General features: G+C 47.0%; 14 protein-coding genes and 1 pseudogene. 9 read left to right on the forward strand and 6 right to left on the reverse strand.

Annotated features, from left to right (window positions below):
- Positions 1-2 precede the first annotated feature (2 nt).
- Both OQJ86_RS18025 and OQJ86_RS18030 read right to left on the reverse strand, forming a co-directional pair.
- On the reverse strand, positions 3-1,109 hold the full coding sequence (locus tag OQJ86_RS18025) for a putative 2-aminoethylphosphonate ABC transporter ATP-binding protein (protein ID WP_265988881.1): 1,107 nt from the start codon (positions 1,107-1,109) through the stop codon (positions 3-5).
- A 487-nt stretch (positions 1,110-1,596) separates the two neighbouring features.
- Entirely contained in the window at positions 1,597-2,607 is a 1,011-nt protein-coding gene (locus OQJ86_RS18030; protein ID WP_265988883.1) for a putative 2-aminoethylphosphonate ABC transporter substrate-binding protein, read from the reverse strand.
- 266 nt (positions 2,608-2,873) lie between these two features.
- On the opposite strand from OQJ86_RS18030, the gene phnW reads away from it, so the two are divergent.
- From phnW to phnX, 3 genes are all read left to right on the forward strand, one after another.
- A complete protein-coding gene (gene phnW, locus OQJ86_RS18035; protein ID WP_213866862.1) occupies positions 2,874-3,977 on the forward strand; it encodes a 2-aminoethylphosphonate--pyruvate transaminase in 1,104 nt (367 codons plus the stop codon).
- Between the two features lie 26 nt (positions 3,978-4,003).
- Positions 4,004-5,383, forward strand: a complete 1,380-nt coding sequence (locus OQJ86_RS18040) for an aspartate aminotransferase family protein (protein ID WP_265988888.1) — start codon at positions 4,004-4,006, stop codon at positions 5,381-5,383.
- Positions 5,384-5,473: 90 nt separating this feature from the next.
- Positions 5,474-6,289 (forward strand): phosphonoacetaldehyde hydrolase, encoded by an 816-nt coding sequence (gene phnX / locus OQJ86_RS18045; protein ID WP_265988890.1) that lies wholly within the window; start codon positions 5,474-5,476, stop codon positions 6,287-6,289.
- Between the two features lie 85 nt (positions 6,290-6,374).
- Here the strand turns inward: phnX and OQJ86_RS18050 are convergent, their stop codons facing one another.
- Positions 6,375-6,737 (reverse strand): hypothetical protein, encoded by a 363-nt coding sequence (locus OQJ86_RS18050; RefSeq protein ID WP_050938334.1) that lies wholly within the window; start codon positions 6,735-6,737, stop codon positions 6,375-6,377.
- Between the two features lie 9 nt (positions 6,738-6,746).
- Complete coding sequence (locus tag OQJ86_RS18055; RefSeq protein ID WP_265988895.1) at positions 6,747-9,122, reverse strand: S8 family serine peptidase; 2,376 nt, start codon at positions 9,120-9,122, stop codon at positions 6,747-6,749.
- Between the two features lie 437 nt (positions 9,123-9,559).
- On the opposite strand from OQJ86_RS18055, the gene OQJ86_RS18060 reads away from it, so the two are divergent.
- Positions 9,560-10,816, forward strand: a complete 1,257-nt coding sequence (locus OQJ86_RS18060; protein WP_323054541.1) for an SGNH/GDSL hydrolase family protein — start codon at positions 9,560-9,562, stop codon at positions 10,814-10,816.
- A gap of 127 nt (positions 10,817-10,943) precedes the next feature.
- Positions 10,944-11,795 (forward strand): DUF3626 domain-containing protein, encoded by an 852-nt coding sequence (locus OQJ86_RS18065; RefSeq protein WP_265988909.1) that lies wholly within the window; start codon positions 10,944-10,946, stop codon positions 11,793-11,795.
- On the opposite strand, the gene OQJ86_RS18070 is transcribed toward OQJ86_RS18065, so the two are convergent.
- Positions 11,792-12,295, reverse strand: a complete 504-nt coding sequence (locus OQJ86_RS18070) for a hypothetical protein (protein WP_039976025.1) — start codon at positions 12,293-12,295, stop codon at positions 11,792-11,794. The two genes, OQJ86_RS18065 and OQJ86_RS18070, sit on opposite strands and share 4 nt — an antisense overlap.
- Positions 12,296-12,477: 182 nt before the next feature.
- Here OQJ86_RS18070 and OQJ86_RS18075 point away from each other — a divergent pair.
- From OQJ86_RS18075 to OQJ86_RS18085, 3 genes and pseudogenes are all read left to right on the forward strand, one after another.
- A pseudogene (locus OQJ86_RS18075) lies at positions 12,478-12,815 on the forward strand (hypothetical protein).
- 18 nt (positions 12,816-12,833) lie between these two features.
- A complete protein-coding gene (locus OQJ86_RS18080; protein WP_180826632.1) occupies positions 12,834-13,154 on the forward strand; it encodes a DUF4377 domain-containing protein in 321 nt (106 codons plus the stop codon).
- Between the two features lie 35 nt (positions 13,155-13,189).
- Positions 13,190-13,612 (forward strand): hypothetical protein, encoded by a 423-nt coding sequence (locus OQJ86_RS18085; RefSeq protein ID WP_265988900.1) that lies wholly within the window; start codon positions 13,190-13,192, stop codon positions 13,610-13,612.
- Positions 13,613-13,748: 136 nt separating this feature from the next.
- On the opposite strand, the gene OQJ86_RS18090 is transcribed toward OQJ86_RS18085, so the two are convergent.
- The gene (locus tag OQJ86_RS18090; RefSeq protein WP_265988902.1) at positions 13,749-14,288 is read right to left on the reverse strand and encodes an NUDIX domain-containing protein; all 540 of its coding nucleotides are present in this window, start codon (positions 14,286-14,288) and stop codon (positions 13,749-13,751) included.
- Positions 14,289-14,547: 259 nt separating this feature from the next.
- Between OQJ86_RS18090 and OQJ86_RS18095 the strand changes: the two genes are divergently transcribed.
- The gene (locus OQJ86_RS18095) at positions 14,548-15,039 is read left to right on the forward strand and encodes a hypothetical protein (protein WP_265988904.1); all 492 of its coding nucleotides are present in this window, start codon (positions 14,548-14,550) and stop codon (positions 15,037-15,039) included.
- The last annotated feature ends 115 nt before the right edge of the window (positions 15,040-15,154 follow it).

Consider the following 15,154-nt stretch of genomic DNA (forward strand, 5'->3'; position numbering starts at 1 on the left):
ACCTACGCCGCTAGCGCTTTATCAACCGAGGGCACGGCGTAACCATGCAGCCCTTCTTCAGCAAACTGGATGTAACGTACATCGCCCGCTTTGATATTGAGTTTTTGAACCGTTTCCACAGGCACATCCACTACGATGGTTTTCGTTGAGCTGTCGTTTTGCAATACGCAATCAATGCGGAAAAACGCCCCCAAAAACTCGGTTGCCGTAACTCGCACAGGTAAAGAGTTGTTGTAGTTTTCAACGAACTTGATGCTTTCAGGACGCACCGCAAGGTCGAAGCGGTCACCACGTTGGATCTTACGATTGGTCAAGCTTGGCGCTGGCATCAGGGTTTCAGCAATGCGCACTTGGGAGTCCGTCGCGACTGAGGTTTCAATAAAGTTCATGCTACCGACAAACTCAGCAACAAAGCGCGTGGCTGGTTGTTGATAGATCTCTTGAGGAGTGCCGACTTGCTCAATCACACCATGGTTCATTACCACGATACGATCCGCCATCGACAACGCTTCGTCCTGATCGTGCGTAACCATGATGGTGGTGATGCCTAGCTTGCGTTGCAGCTTACAAATCTCGTCACGTAAGTGAACACGCACTTTTGCATCCAGCGCTGACAGCGGCTCGTCAAGTAACAGTAGACCCGGTGACAACGCCAATGCACGAGCCAAAGCAACACGCTGCTGCTGACCACCAGAAAGTTGGTTAGGGAATTTCTCACCAGAGGTAGGAAGACCAATGGTTTCTAGCCAGTAATCCACCTTCTCTAACGCTTCTTTGGTCGACATACCTTGGTTCTTCAAACCCACCGCAATGTTCTCTTGCACAGTTAGGTTCGGAAACAGCGCGTAAGATTGGAATACGATGCCGAAATCGCGCTTCTCTGGTGGTAGGAATGTGGTCTCTTGACCGTTTTGAAAAATCGCACCAGACGTTGGCAAGTCTAAACCTGCAATGGCACGTAGCAGAGTGGTTTTACCGCAGCCAGAAGGACCAAGAAAACAAACAAACTCGCCCTTTTCAATCGCTAGCGAGATTTTCTTTAATGCAGTGAACTGTCCGAATTGCTTCACTACATTTGCGATATTTAGGTAATGTTGGTTAGTTGACATAACACACGCTCCAAATGGTATATACCAACTTTAGTTTTGGAGTGTTACGTTCCAATGACAAATTTATAGCCAGAAGATGACAAATAGATGAAGAGCGATGAGGTTTGTTTCTGCGCTTGCAACCCCCTCCAACTCCCCCTTTTATCAGCATGGTTTGCCAAGCATTTGAATGTGGTTATCAAGGGGGAGAGCTGTTCTTTGCTGCGGTGAGCTCCGTGCTTTCCCAACGTCATTCTGAAAGAGCCTGGGCGAGTATTCAGAATCTACTTGAAGCCCGTTGGATGTTGCATTGTGAATTAAATTATCTGTGAATGCAGAACCAGTCCCTCCCCTTTACTAGCATGACTGCTGTGGTCCCCCGAAGTTAAAGCCAAGGGGAGGTTAGGTGGGGTTGCTGCTTTAAGGCTTTTGACTCTCGCCTCTTCCAAAAACAAAAAATCCACCTCAACCGAGGTGGATTTCAGCATTCCACTCAAAGCAAATTCGATTAAGACTTTGGCTCTGATTTCGCGTCGAACTTCTCAGACCATGCCGCTAGAATCTCTGCACGCTTGCTGCCCATTTGCGCGAAGTCCATCTTCGCCATGTTCTCTTGAACGTTCGGGAAGTTAGACACGGTCGCTTTCACTTCTTTATGTGCAACCTCTGGGTACATTTCTACGTAAAGCTCGTTTGCTGCTTTAGAGATTGACCAGTCGACAACACGTTTCGCTGCATCAGACTCTTTTACTAGACCAACAGCTTCTGATTCCCAGCCGATGCCTTTTGGTGTGATAACCGCTAGTGGTGCACCTTGTGTTTTCAGCTTCGCGCCGCGGCTCGCCATCGAAATACCGATAGCCACTTCACCCATACCCGCTTGAACACATGGCTTAGAACCAGAGTGCGTGTAGTGTGCAATATTCTTGTCTAAGTCACGCATGTATTTCCATGCCTGATCTTCACCCATGTTTTGTAGCCAAGCAGAAACCTGCATGTAGCCAGTGCCTGAAGACGCTGGGTTCGGCATTGCAATGTGACCTTTGTAAACCGGCTTCGTTAGGTCTTCCCAAGACGTTGGTTTCGGTAGGTTAAGTTGTTTCGCTACCGCTTCGTTGAAACAAACTGCGTTAAAGAACGCATCGTTACCGAACCAAGCTTGGTTTGATTGAGGGTCGTTTAGATTCGCGTGCAGCTCTTCCAAACCTTTTGGTCTGTAAGGCTTAAGAAGACCTTCATCTTTAAGCAGTGCCATTGACGAGCCAGCAAGACCCCAAACCACTTCCGCTTGAGGGTTGTTCTTTTCTGCCAGCAATTTCGCCGTCATGATACCGGTGGAATCGCGAACCCACTTAATCTTGATATCTGGGTTATCTTTCTCAAACGCAGACTTGTATTTAGCAAGAATGTCAGTTTCGAAAGCGGTGTAAACCGTGACTTCCTGTGCTGCCATTGCATTCGTAGCTAGCAGAGAGACAAGTGCAGCCAGCGATCCTTTCATCAAACGGTTTTTCATCATTTTCTCCAGTTAATTTGGCTAAGTTTTTATTTGGTCTGTACCAGTTGACGATAACCACCCTACTGAGCCTTTGTGACGAAATCATGACCATTAAATGGCAGTTTTACGAAAATTTGCGATGAATAATCGTTCAATTGATCCGCCATTTTCTGGATATTAAAGTTTTATGAAATTGGGTATTCGCCTATTTACTGCCCTTTTCTTCCTCGCTAGAGTGAACTCGAAATTTGGTGTAGACCAATTAGCCTATTCTGATGGAAATCGAGATGAAAAACGAATACCTACTACTGACTCCAGGTCCTCTATCTACTTCTGAAACGGTACGTGAAGCCATGCTAAAAGACTGGTGTACTTGGGATGATGAATACAATAAAGACATCGTAGAAGTGATCCGCACTAAGCTTGTAAAACTGGCGACTCAACAAGACGGCTACACCAGCGTACTAATGCAAGGTAGCGGCACCGCATCAGTAGAAGCAACGATTGGCAGTGCCATTGGCAAAGATGGAAAGTTGTTGGTTGTCGACAACGGTGCTTACGGTGCGCGTATCGCTCAGATCGCTGATTACCTAAATATTCCATGCCATGTAGTTTCCCCAGGCGAAACATCACAGCCACACTTGAACGAGGTGGAAACTGCATTGGCATCGGATCCTGCGATCACACACGTGGCGATTGTTCACTGTGAGACAACCACTGGCATGCTTAACCCAATTGAGGCATTTGCTTCTGCGGCAAAAGCACACGGTAAAGTCGTGATTCTCGATGCCATGTCGAGCTTTGGTGGCATTCCTATCGATATCGCAGAGCTAGGCATCGATTTTATGATCAGCTCTGCAAACAAATGTATTCAAGGCGTACCGGGCTTTGGCTTTGTGATTGCGAAACAAACTGAGCTAGAAAAGTGCCAAGGTCAGGCACGTTCTTTGAGCCTTGATCTTTACGACCAGTGGCAATGCATGGAAGTGAACCACGGCAAATGGCGTTTCACGTCTCCAACGCACACGGTTCGCGCTTTCTACCAAGCATTGTTAGAGCTGGAACAAGAAGGCGGCATTGAGGCTCGTCATAACCGTTACCAAACTAACCAGAAAACACTGGTTGCAGGTATGCGTTCTCTGGGTTTCGAACCGCTACTGAGTGATGATCTGCACTCGCCAATCATCACTTCTTTCTACTCTCCGACGCACAGTGATTACCAATTCAAAGCGTTCTACACGCGTTTGAAAGAGCAAGGTTTTGTGATTTATCCGGGTAAAGTATCAAACGCAGATTGCTTCCGTATCGGCAACATTGGCGAAGTTTACCCAGCAGATATCGAGCGCTTAATCGGTGCAATTGAAAAAGCAATGTACTGGCAAGTTGCTTAAAGCAGCCTTCTGATTGAGAAAGCGTTATGACTCAGAATATCAAACCGACCCATTTCCGCAGCGAAGGTGATGTCAACACGACTCCAGCGCGCCAAGCTTGGAATGCATCGATGGACGACGAACGCACGCAAGCATTACTAAAGCGTGATTCGAAGGTCTTTCTTCATCAAGCCATGTCGACGCCTTGCTTAGATACATTGGAAGCAGCAGAAGGCATCTATATCCAAGATGCTACCGGCAAAAAGTACATGGATTTCCATGGCAATAACGTTCACCAGTTGGGCTACGGTCATCCGCATGTGATCAAACGTGTGCAAGAGCAAATTGCCAAACTGCCGTTTTCACCGCGTCGTTTTACCAACGAGACCGCGATTGAATGTGCCGAAAAACTCACCCAAATCTGTGGCGGCGAATTGAATCGCGTGCTGTTTGCTCCGGGTGGCACATCTGCGGTTGGCATGGCACTTAAACTAGCGCGCCACATCACGGGCAACTACAAGGTGGTGTCTTTGTGGGATTCCTTCCACGGCGCATCGTTGGATGCCATCTCAGTGGGCGGTGAAGCGTGTTTCCGTCAAGGCATGGGACCATTAATGGCAGGTGTTGAGCGCATTCCACCAGCGGTGTCTTACCGCGGTGCTTTCCCAGTTGCCGACGGTAGCGATGTGCATTATGCCGACTACCTTGAGTACGTGATTGAGAAAGAAGGTGGCGTGGGCGCGTTTATCGCAGAAGCGGTTCGTAATACCGACGTACAAGTGCCGAGTAAAGCCTATTGGAAACGCATCCGCGAAATCTGTGACAAACACAATGTCATGCTGATCATCGACGACATCCCTAACGGCATGGGTCGCAGTGGTGAATGGTTTACCTACCAAGCCTATGACATCGAGCCAGATATGCTCTGCATCGGTAAAGGTTTGGGCGGAGGGTTAGTGCCCATAGCAGCCATGGTAACCAAAGACAAATACAACACCGCCGAGCAAATCTCCATGGGTCATTACACTCATGAGAAAAGTCCTATCGGTTGTGCTGCAGCACTGGCAACCATGGAAGCCATTGAGCAAGACGGCTTGCTAGATAAAGCCAAAGCCGACAGCCAGTTCATGCGTGAAAAGCTGCTAGAGATGAAAGCCAAGTACCCAGTGATTGGTGATGTACGTGGCATCGGCATGTTGTGGGGTATTGAACTGGTCACCGACCACGAGAGCAAAGCACGCGCGTATGACGAAGCGGAAGCAGTGCTGTACCAATGCCTCAACAATGGCGTGAGCTTCAAGGTGTCGCAAGGCAATGTGATTCAACTCAGCCCACCGCTGATCATCACTCGCGAACAACTGACTGAAGCGTTGGCGATCTTCGAAGAAGCCATCGCCAAAGTGTGTAAAGACTTTAACTACGTTTAGGGTCAATAGACCTCAACAAAAACCCATTTATCCAGAGCGCGGTTCCAACGTGTAGGCAAGCGCTCTAGCAAGCAAGAAAAAGGATTGAACATGAGCAACTCACCAATTCAAGCAGTGATCTTTGACTGGGCTGGCACTATCGTCGATTTCGGCTCTTTTGCGCCAACTAGCATCTTTGTGGAAGCATTCAAACAAGGCTTTGACTTTGAAATCGACCTAGAAGAAGCGCGCGAACCAATGGGCCTTGGTAAGTGGGATCACATCCAAGCTGTGGGTCGTATTCCTGCCGTTGATAAGCGTTGGAATGAGAAGTTCGGTCGCTCAATGACCAGCGAAGACATCGACGCTATCTACGCAGCATTTATGCCTCTGCAAAAAGCAAAAGTGGCTGACCACGCAGAGCCAATTCTCAATGCAATTGAAGTTGTGAACGGTCTGAAAGACAAAGGCATCAAGATCGGCTCTTGTTCTGGTTACCCTCGCGAAGTGATGGACGTACTGATTCCAGTGGCAGCGGATTACGGCTACAAACCAGATTACGTAGTAGCAACGGATGACCTGCCTCAAGGTGGTCGCCCTGCACCATTTATGGCACTGAAGAACGTGATTGAGCTGAATGTAACCGACGTTAACGCGTGTATCAAAGTGGATGACGCCGCACCGGGCATTGATGAAGGTCACAACGCCGGTATGTGGACCGTTGGTCTGCTGCTTTCTGGTAACGAAGCCGGTCTGACGTTTAAAGAGTACCAAACTGCGGATGAAGCAACGCTTAATGCCGCTCGTGAAAAGGCACGTGCAAAACTGCTCAAGAGCTCGCCGCATTACCTCATCGACACCATTGCTAACTTCCCAGAAGTGGTTGCAGATATCGAACGTCGCCTAGCGGAAGGTGAGCGTCCTTAGTCTTCATCTTCCACTAATAAATGAGACAAACGCCCCTCACGTGAGGGGCGTTTTTCTTTTTGGCACTATTTCAAGGAAGTTTGGCTTATTGAAGCGTAGTTCCGTTAGATAGCAGCTTTCTTGTTGGCTCTTGCTCGGTGTATTCAACCGCATCGTGATCCGCGAGCTTATCGACTTCCGCCTGTTCACCCACCACAATCAACACGTGTTGTTTCACCAGAGCGTCGACCACTTCAATGTTGTGCTGACGAAGAAGCGCTCTCACTTCGCTCTCTTTTCCTTCATGATACTTAACAAAGTAACGTGCAGGTTGCTGCTCGGCTTGATCTTGGCGTTCATCCACGAGAGGAAATCCTTGATTGTTTGCCAAGCTGCTTGAGCTCAGTCCGATTGCCAATAGTGCGGTAGCACCTACCGCAGACAAAGAAAGTAAGGTCAACTTCTTCATAGTCACTCCTTATTGAAAGGTCAGAGTCCAACTGTTGATGGTGCCTGTGTCTCTTCTGGCATTGTCCACCGCTTTAAGTTCCCATGTGCCTTGTGATTCAAAACCAGAGAAATCCGCTTGGAAACTGGTTTTAATGTCGTTTGCACCACCACCCGCATTGTCGTGCAGTACTACTTGACCACCGTCAGGTGACGTTAGCGTGACACGAAGATCGCCAATGTAGGTGTGAGTGATATCCAAGTCGATAGTCACTGAACCTGCATCGCCAGTGCGAGCCACATCTAATGGGCTTACGATACCCGCAGAGCTGTTGTCAGGAATCGCTACTGCATTCGAGTTGGTGTAGCTAGAAGGTGCAGAACCGCCACCTGATGAATCGCCCGAGCCGTTATGCGCTGCAACAAGAGAAACACCAGAGTACGCGCTGTAGCCGTAAACCAATACTTCATATTGCCCTGCACCAGATACGTTCAAGCTACAGCTTTCGCCATTACCGCCCGCCCATGAACGACAGTCGTAAGTGCTGGTGCTTGGTGTGCCATTAAAACGCACGTAAAGGTCAGCATCACCAGAGCCGCCACTCATGTTGAATGTCGCTTGCGTTGCATCCGCAGGGACGTCAAACACAAATACAGTGCTTGATTTGCTGCCACCAGAAAGCTGCGTTTTCGCCACACCGTTTTCTAGAACGTTGTCGTTGCCAGAGCCACCGCCATCCGGACCATTACAGCCAGCGTCTAGGTATTGTTTCGCAGCTTCAGCATTCACAAGACCATGACCAGTGCGGTTATCACGACCCATTACGTCGATGTCCGTAGCTGTCTTGATCAGTGCGTTACGTACTTGTGCTGCGGTACAGGTTGGATGGTAACTCCACACCAATCCCGCAACACCCGTTACGTGCGGCGTCGCCATCGAAGTACCGTTGTAGTACTCGTAGTCTTCACCCTTGGTGGTCGATACCGTAATGTCTTGACCAACGTAGCCCAACAGCTCCTGACCGAAGGCACGATCAACGGTTACTGACACAATACGCGCCGCGTTGTTTTGATCGACAAGGAAAGGATTCTGCAAACCCGGTAGCTCAGAGTTACTGTACACAATCGCCGCACTTGCGCCTGCGTTGTAACACGCTTGAACTGCATCGATTTCTGGGTAGTTGCCTGATGATTGGCTGCCCACACGCTCGGTCAAACAGATCTTGCCAGACATATCACCGCAGCTGAAACTGCTACCAGATACATCACAGCTTGCCAGTGTCGCCGTGATAGAACCGGCTACTGGATCAGGACCGTAACTGCCGCCCGATTGGATCAAGCGGTTGTGAGGAACGATGCCACGATCGAACTGGCTAACGCCATTCAAGCGAATGTCTGAAAGCTTACCCTCGCCCACAGTCACCGTAGACAGAATTGCTACGCCCGGACCTGCGATTTCAACTTGGTCTGTCGCTTGAGAGAACGCCGCGTGATCACGCTTATCATCCACTGCCGCAACCGACATTACTGAATCGTAAGATGCTGGGTAGCTGTGCGCAGTATTACCATCGTTACCCGCAGCGGCAATCAGCAGCACGCCTTGATCATAAATGGTTTGCAACGCGTTTTTCTCCGTAACACTTGATTGGCCACCACCAAGGCTCATGTTGACCACGTCCGCGCCGTTGTCAGCACAAGTTTGTACCGCTTTCACCAAGCTGGATGAGTAGCCCCACCCCGCTTCATTGAACACCTTAACGATGTGCAAATTCACGTTTTGGTTTGGCATAACGCCTTTGATGCCTTCCGTGTTGGCAATCGCGGCAATCGTACCTGCTACGTGTGTACCGTGAGCGTTGTTGTTCCCCGGAACACTCCAAGAGCCGGTACCGCTGTCGTTTGTACCCGACACTCGGTTACCACTCAAATCGTTGTGCGCCAGATCGTAACCCGAGTCGATGATACACACGGTGCGATTCCCTGCATTCGAGTCATCCAGAAGCTGAGCGTTCACCGCCTCATAGCCCCAAGGGATAGTCTCACTTAACAGATAACGCGGTGGGTCAATTTCAACGTATTCCACATCGCTGCGGTTACGCAATTGCCCCAATTCCGAGTCTTCCATCTCCACGCTGTAAATCGCGCGATTTCCTAGCTTTTCCACTTTACGCGCTTTGAGCTGATCTAATACCGACTCTTGCGCGATGCGTGGCCCCCAGAATGAGTTCCCACCCAATGCTGAGGGACTGGACGTATCTTCTTTAAATTTGACGATGTATTTGGTCGGCAAGTTAGATTCGTCGAACCCCGTTAGAGGAGCCGCATGCGCTGACATCGAAAATGTCATTGCTACTGCAACGGCAGACAATGAAAACAAGCCATTTAATTTAGTTGTTGTGTGATGCATTTGCTCTATTCCTTGTTGAGCTGATTTTTATTCACTTTTTACTCATGAAAAGTCATTCAAACCTCATTAACATGAGTTATTCAGCTATAGGTTATTTGTTAAAAAATCCAAATAATTCATTTTATGAATACATAATTGTTAATAAAAGATCATTTAATAAACAGAAATAGTGAACATTCAAAATCAACCAATTTACTTATAAAGCAATTACTTATTAACAAGAAAAGTGCATGTTAAATTAATGTTAGTGAGTAATTATTCTAGATTTTATAAAATTATTCTATTTACCAAATCTATTGAAATACGATTGCGGTACCAAAATTGACAATTTGAATAATTAGATATTTGACTGAATAGCGTATTTACCCAGAATGAGGAGAGTTGATGAGATAACTTCTCATCTAAATCATGACGATAATCATTATAGAGAGTGAATCATGAACAAAACCATTACGTTACTTAGTGCATTATTACTACCACTCAATCTTGCTCACGCTGCCGAATCAACACTGTCTCCGGAGATGATCAGTGCTTCACAAGTAAGAAGCACACAAGACAAGCAAACTTACACATACGTTCGCTGCTGGTATCGAACTAGTTATTCACACGATGACCCAGCAACTGATTGGGAATGGGCAGAAAACCCAGATGGCAGCTACTTCACTATTAACGGTTATTGGTGGAACGCACTCTCATTCAAAAACATGTTCTATACCGATACGCCACAAAATGTTATCAAACAACGTTGTGAAGAAACGCTCGATCTAGCGAATGAAAACGCCGATATCACTTTCTTTGCCGCTGATAATCGTTGGTCATACAATCATTCGATCTGGAGTAACGATCCTGTAATGCAGCCAGTTCAGATCAACAAAGTGGTCGCGTTGGGCGATAGCTTGTCGGACACGGGCAACATCTTTAACGCATCACAATGGCGCTTCCCGAATCCAAATAGCTGGTTCTTAGGGCATTTCTCTAACGGGTTTGTATGGACAGAGTACATCGCTCAAGCGAAGAACCTACCGCTCTACAACTGGGCTGTAGGTGGCGCTGCGGGTGAAAACCAATACATCGCTCTGACAGGAGTGGGTGAGCAAGTTTCCTCTTACTTGGCGTATGCGAAATTGGCAAAAAACTACCAACCAGCCAATACCTTATTTACCCTTGAATTCGGTTTGAATGATTTTATGAACTATAACCGCAGCGTTCCAGAGGTAAAATCAGACTACGCTGAAGCTTTGATCAAGCTGACGGATGCAGGCGCAGAAAACTTTCTCCTGATGACGCTACCCGATGCCACGTATGCGCCTCAGTTTAAGTATTCCACTCAAGAAGAGATCGCAACGATTCGAGCAAAAATTCTTGAGATGAACGAATTTATCAAGGCACAAGCTGATTACTACTCAGCGCAAGGTTTAAACATCACATTGCACGATACTCATGCACTGTTTGAAGGCCTAACAGCAAACCCTGAGCAACATGGGTTTCTAAATGCAAGCCAAGCCTGCCAAGACATCAATCGCTCATCGGCAGCAGACTACTTGTACAAACATTCGCTACGTTCTGAGTGTGCCTCTTCGGGCTCAGACAAGTTTGTATTCTGGGATGTGACTCACCCAACCACGGCCACGCATCGTTACGTAGCAGAGAAGATGTTAGAAAGCAGTGATCAGCTATCAAACCACCCTTTCTAAGCGGTCTATTAGAACCTCTCAAATGTTGAGAGGTTCTGTCCTCTAAATCTCTCTTTACATTCATAGTCTGAGATTGAATTAGCAGGCTGAACTCGGTAAGTTGAAAGAAAAACCAGAGGTCAATGTCGTGCTCGATCATCCATTTACTCAACGCGCTCTTGATGTGATTCGCTCGAAATCCGCAGGAGTACCGCAGTCACATCCTTTCGCAGTGACCATCAACTTTCATCCCGATCGAACCACTTCTGAGGGCGAACCGCTGCTTAAAGCAATAGCCCAAGATGGTAAGCTCAAATCCCAATTTGAAACCGGTACAAGCAACGGCGGACTGACGGCTTACGAAGGTGGGGAGCGTTGGCGTTGGGAGCAGCGCGTGTTTGATGGTGTTTACGACAATAGCCAACCAAATCAACGCCCAAAGTATGGCGCGTTAAACTTCTCTAGTTCAGAAGTTGGCGCATCACCAAGATTTGGTTCTAGCTACTTCTTATTGAAACCAGAGATCAGCAAGCGAGCGACATTTTGTTATCCAGATAGCTTCTTCGAGCCAGAGCACTTCGCCACTATTGAACGCATTCACCCCTTGTTGGATGAGTTAAACGCACAAGCGCCAGACAGGTTGGACGCCTATATCGAAACTCAAATCCACGGCGATTTGCACTTGAAGGAAGATATTCAAGCCTTGGTGCTCGACCCTTCATTTAAAGGCACTGAGGTAGAAGGTTACGCTCGTGAGTTACCAGTTGAGATTCGTTGGCACAGTGGTTTTTGTGTCTCAATAGAAGACATCAATCTTTATCCAGACTACCGAGGACAAGCCATTTTAGACATCGCAAATCAGGTTGCAGAAAATGGCATGCTAACGCCACGCATTATTGGTGACGCAGTAAAAGCAAAAGCGTTTGACGAGCAAGATTTGAAAAAAGTCTGGCACTACTTAGCGCGATTTGGGTTTGATTATCGACAGACTGGCGATTAAAAGCCACCAGCCCATTTGTCGAAATCGTCGATCACGTTAAGCTCTTGTTGAGTTCGAGGGCGCGGATAATACGGCAGAGCAAGTAACTTCTCTGATGGCATTAACAGCCAATCTGGTGACATCTTCATGCGCACCAACTCTTGCTCATCATCGCGGCGAACAAACATGTAATAGCCATCTGCGTGGGTATTGGCGTAGCTGGCGATTTGCACAATCTCGCCGCTTGGCAGTTTTATTTTGCGTCCCAAAGGATACAAACGATGCAGCGCAAAGCTCACATGCGCATCTTCGAGATACCCCTTTTTAAAACGCGATAAACCAATCGCAGTGGACGTCGTGCGATGAGACCACCCAGCTAGCTTCAACCCTTTGAGAGAGTCTTTGAATGGTTGTCCTTTTGGCTCGCCTTCGTTGGAGATAAATTGCACCGTTAACGCGTCAGCTTGCTCATCTAAAATTTGCAAAAATTGCTCGCCCGTTTTATCTGCCAATAATTTCACGTTACTGCTCCGCCAAGATATGTGAATGGAATACTATAAAGACCTTAACACAAAGTTCAAGGTCATCTTTTTAATCGTTTTTGCTTGTGATTTACACCCTCTAAAACAAGAATACAAAGCGACAGATTTTATAAATCATGTCAATGTATTGCTTCATAAAACAATGATAACTAGGGATCAGTTTGCTTAGATTATTACAAATAGTCGTACTGATAAATGCGGTCGCGGCAGTGATCGTATTTGGACTTTCTCACTTTGTGCCTCAATTTCAATCGACCCAATTGAGTGACTTTTTGTTTTTGTCCTCGTCGTCATCTGGGTATTAGCAAAACTGACTTGGGAGGGCGGTATGTATTCTCGTCATTCGCTCCTCGATGATGAATTCACGGATAAAGTGCACTCAATGGTCGACCGTCAGCATTTCGAGACAGACACAAGCAAAAACTATCAGCTTGGGTTTATCTTTTTTATCGCGGGTTTACCATCACTTTTCGTCAATCTTGCTATGATGATTTGGTAACCCTTTAAGGAGCAAAGAATGAATCTAAAACGCTATGTTGTGTTGCCTATGATGGCAGCAGCACTATTTGGCTGTGCTCAACACGAATCCGATGACACCGCAAAAATCATGACCGTTAATGTAGGTCCAGAACTGGTGGACTGTGTGGGCGTCGGGCCAATGAAATGCATGGTGGTCGATGGTAACTACTTCTATGACCAAATCGACGGTTTTGAATTTGAATCAGGTTCCGAGTACACCTTAAAAATCAAACGCACTCAGCGATTTACGCCAGAGAATGTACCAGCCGATGCGAGCCTGTATCGATATGAGCTGATTGAAGTGTTAGAGAAGCGATAACCATAACATTCACCACCCATAGAAAAGGAAGTTTTATGTTTGGAAATTGGAAACGAAACCGCCAAATTCGCGAGGTCGCAAAGGACATCACGCCAAAACTAGCACTCAAGTATGGTGAGAAAGCAGATTACTCGAAGGAAGAGATCGATTGGGCGCTGAAAGAAAATGGTAAGACAGATGATGCCTTTGCCCTAATCGCATACGGCATGTTGATTAGCCAAGTCGCTTACGTGCCGATGGGACTAAGCCAAGAGCTAGGTGAACATGCTGAATTCCAATCAGAAGTCTCACTTACTTTGTTTGACCAAGCGACGGATCTGGTGAGCGTCAGTGCTTTACTGACTTACGCGGAGATTCAAGACAGCCACAAACAACAGCCCGCTACCGATTCGGATGATTTCGATGCAGATGGTGGAGACTTTGGAGGAGACGGCGGTGGGGATGGTGGCGGTGAGTAGCATCATGCCAGCATCTGTGGCGATAAGCACCTGAGGCAATATAAAGCGGCGCTAAGTCATCTCAATATTAAACACGAAAAGGCTCATCGCGAGCCTTTAGCTTATCACCTTGGGTAACTTAGTAGCTTCGTTTTGCTTACACCAAGCCTTTCAATTTCGCCAAACCATAAGCGGCGATGGTGACGCAGTCTTTGATTTCACCATCTATCATCATTTGCTCGAACGCTTCAACAGAGAACGAGCGAGTAATCAAATCTTCTTCTTCACTGTCTAGTTGATTGCCCACTTCGGCTAACTCATTCGCGAAATACACATGGCAAGTCTGGTTTAAGAATCCATAAGCGATGAACTGCGCACCAACGTACTCCATCTTATTGGCTTGCATACCCGTCTCTTCTCGAAGCTCACCTTTTGCTAGCTCAAGATGATCCGCATCTGGATTTGATTCCCAAGCACCTTGTGGGATTTCCCAACAACGTTGCCCTACGGTGTAACGAAACTGCTGTACTAAGTGAATCACGCCGTTATCGATCGCCAGAATTGCTGCACAGTCTGGCTTGTCGACCACACCGTAGATGCCTTCTGCTCCACTAGGACGTTGGATCTTATCTTCACGTACCGTCATCCATTTGTTTTGATACACCACTTTGCTGTCGAGCTGCTTGATGTCTGCCATGAGAGTCCTTACTGCTTGATTCTTCGAAATTAGTTATTGGATTAGAAGCCATTCTAACGCTGTTTGCGTGTCAGTTTGTAGACGGTTTTCAAAATCAACGCGCTTATTGGTATTCAATATATCCAATCAAAACAATCATTCATCGCAATGATTAGGATGGCGCGAAATGGCAAGTTTTCAATTCGAGGAACTCATATAGTTAACCCATCGACGCAAGGCATGGCTTTGCAAACTTGTTCATTATTGATTGAGGGTTCTTATGAGCGCATCGGATAAAGTCTACGGTTTCAACACTCCACAACGTCTGTTCGTTGGTTATACCTTGGCGGTATTGGTAGACCTTACGGTACTGAACTTTTATGACGAATATTGGGATTTCGTAACCATTGATTCATTTACGATTTCTTTCGCCGCGGCTTTACTGCTTCAGTTGCTCTTGAAGCTGTCTATTAAAGCGGAACACAAAATCGCAGAGTACTTTAAATCGAAGCCAGGTACGGCACCTAAGATTTACCGTGGTATCTCGACTTACGTTATCTTGGTCGGTTCGAAGTTCGTGAAGCTAGAAGCCATTAACATTCTGTTCGGTGACAAGGTTGACTTTAGTGGTCCTTGGAACGGTGTCGTCGCCTTCTTTGCTGTGGTGTTTACCATCCTGATTTCAGAAGTCATCGTCGGTAAGATTTACTTCAAACTTGGTGAGAAAGAACAGCAAGCCCAACGTGAATTGGCGGAAAACAACGCTAGCTAATAAGCAAGCTCGATGAATACAAAACAGCATCGATAGAAACAAAAATGTATGGTCCGCCCCGTTATTGCAACTACAATTAAGTAATAACGGAGTTGGTTTGCGCTAATGTATTCGG

It is taken from the genome of Vibrio sp. Sgm 5 (assembly GCF_026241575.1).
Taxonomy (GTDB): Bacteria; Pseudomonadota; Gammaproteobacteria; order Enterobacterales; family Vibrionaceae; genus Vibrio; species Vibrio jasicida.

Bases quoted from the DNA above. Each gene is read 5' to 3' on its own strand.
- OQJ86_RS18055 (WP_265988895.1), bottom strand. From the start codon at position 9,122: ATGCATCACACAACAACTAAATTAAATGGCTTGTTTTCATTGTCTGCC.
- OQJ86_RS18060 (WP_323054541.1), top strand. From the start codon at position 9,560: ATGAACAAAACCATTACGTTACTTAGTGCATTATTACTACCACTCAAT.
- OQJ86_RS18080 (WP_180826632.1), top strand. From the start codon at position 12,834: ATGAATCTAAAACGCTATGTTGTGTTGCCTATGATGGCAGCAGCACTA.
- OQJ86_RS18090 (WP_265988902.1), bottom strand. From the start codon at position 14,288: ATGGCAGACATCAAGCAGCTCGACAGCAAAGTGGTGTATCAAAACAAA.
- OQJ86_RS18025 (WP_265988881.1), bottom strand. From the start codon at position 1,109: ATGTCAACTAACCAACATTACCTAAATATCGCAAATGTAGTGAAGCAA.
- OQJ86_RS18040 (WP_265988888.1), top strand. From the start codon at position 4,004: ATGACTCAGAATATCAAACCGACCCATTTCCGCAGCGAAGGTGATGTC.
- OQJ86_RS18095 (WP_265988904.1), top strand. From the start codon at position 14,548: ATGAGCGCATCGGATAAAGTCTACGGTTTCAACACTCCACAACGTCTG.
- OQJ86_RS18050 (WP_050938334.1), bottom strand. From the start codon at position 6,737: ATGAAGAAGTTGACCTTACTTTCTTTGTCTGCGGTAGGTGCTACCGCA.
- OQJ86_RS18085 (WP_265988900.1), top strand. From the start codon at position 13,190: ATGTTTGGAAATTGGAAACGAAACCGCCAAATTCGCGAGGTCGCAAAG.
- phnW (WP_213866862.1), top strand. From the start codon at position 2,874: ATGAAAAACGAATACCTACTACTGACTCCAGGTCCTCTATCTACTTCT.
- phnX (WP_265988890.1), top strand. From the start codon at position 5,474: ATGAGCAACTCACCAATTCAAGCAGTGATCTTTGACTGGGCTGGCACT.
- OQJ86_RS18030 (WP_265988883.1), bottom strand. From the start codon at position 2,607: ATGATGAAAAACCGTTTGATGAAAGGATCGCTGGCTGCACTTGTCTCT.